Here is a 1,105-nt window from a genome sequence, read left to right as displayed (position 1 = left end):
TCGCCGATGGTAGTGTGGGGTTTCCCCATGTGAGAGTAGGTCATCGTCAAGATTAAATTCCGAAACCCCAATTGCGAAAGCAGTTGGGGTTTTGTTTTTAGTAGAAGTCACCGATTTTGCTGGCACGTTACCGTGTTGACGGGCCAGATACAGAATTTCTTGACGACCATAGAGCGTTGGAACCACCTGATCCCATCCCGAACTCAGAAGTGAAACGATGCATCGCCGATGGTAGTGTGGGGTTTCCCCATGTGAGAGTAGGTCATCGTCAAGATTAAATTTCAAAACCCCTGTCTGCTAACGCAGACAGGGGTTTTGTCGTTTCAGCATTCCCGAATATCAGGCCGTTCTACGAGCCTTGCTGAGGCGCCGAGCCTGCCATTTACGCCACCAGATATACACGCCAGTCCCTGACAGTCCCGCGATCATTACACCTAATACCGCAATGATCACTTGCCCGGTGAAGCCAATGATCCGGCCGCCATGTATCGGTAACTGCAATCGGTAGAACTGCTCCCCCAACGTGCCTTGCCCGGCGATTTCCTGTCCCAATAATCGTCCGTCACTACCATGGAAGAACAACCAGGATTTGCCATGGGCTTCAGTGTCATGCTGGCCGAATCCTGCGCCGTAGAAGTTGTATTCAAAGCTGTAATACAACTCCCCGATCGCCGCTGTCAGCCCTAACCTCTTTCCCTCCTGCAATGCCCTTTCGTACGCCTGTTGATAACTCAACTGCGTAACCCCCAGCTCGGAATGAGGCATTCGACCACGAGCCTCATACACGCTCGGTTCAATGGGTGAAAACAACGACACCGCCGGTTTGAATACCTGACTCGGCAGGTTCATTGCGACACTGCTGACTGCAATCGGTAGCAACAATAACCACAGCCACAATCCCCCGGCCCGATGCAGATCGAAATTGAGTCGATAAGCGTGCCCGCCCTTGATCTTCCATGCCACAGACCACTTCTTCCAGAACGGTTTGCCACGAGGAAACGTCAGCCACAGCGCGATGAAGCAATCGATCACCCAAGCAATGGCAACCAACCCCATCAATAACAATCCCCAGTTTCCGGGTAACGTCAGGTTGTAATGAAACTCG

Annotated in this window: 1 protein-coding gene and 1 rRNA gene; one reads left to right on the top strand and one right to left on the bottom strand. The window is 52.1% G+C overall.

Annotation, left to right across the window (positions count from 1 at the left end):
* Positions 1 to 158: 158 nt before the first annotated feature.
* Positions 159 to 274: ribosomal RNA gene (gene rrf / locus DBR18_RS20100) — 5S ribosomal RNA — on the top strand.
* A gap of 65 nt (positions 275 to 339) precedes the next feature.
* Here rrf and DBR18_RS20095 read toward each other — a convergent pair.
* Positions 340 to 1,105, bottom strand: a 766-nt coding sequence (locus tag DBR18_RS20095; RefSeq protein WP_256588815.1) for a PepSY domain-containing protein, incomplete at its 5' end; no start/stop codon positions are given.

The sequence above is a fragment of the Pseudomonas sp. HMWF021 genome, assembly GCF_003061005.1.
GTDB lineage: Bacteria > Pseudomonadota > Gammaproteobacteria > Pseudomonadales > Pseudomonadaceae > Aquipseudomonas.
This window is presented reverse-complemented; position numbering and strand designations above follow the sequence as displayed.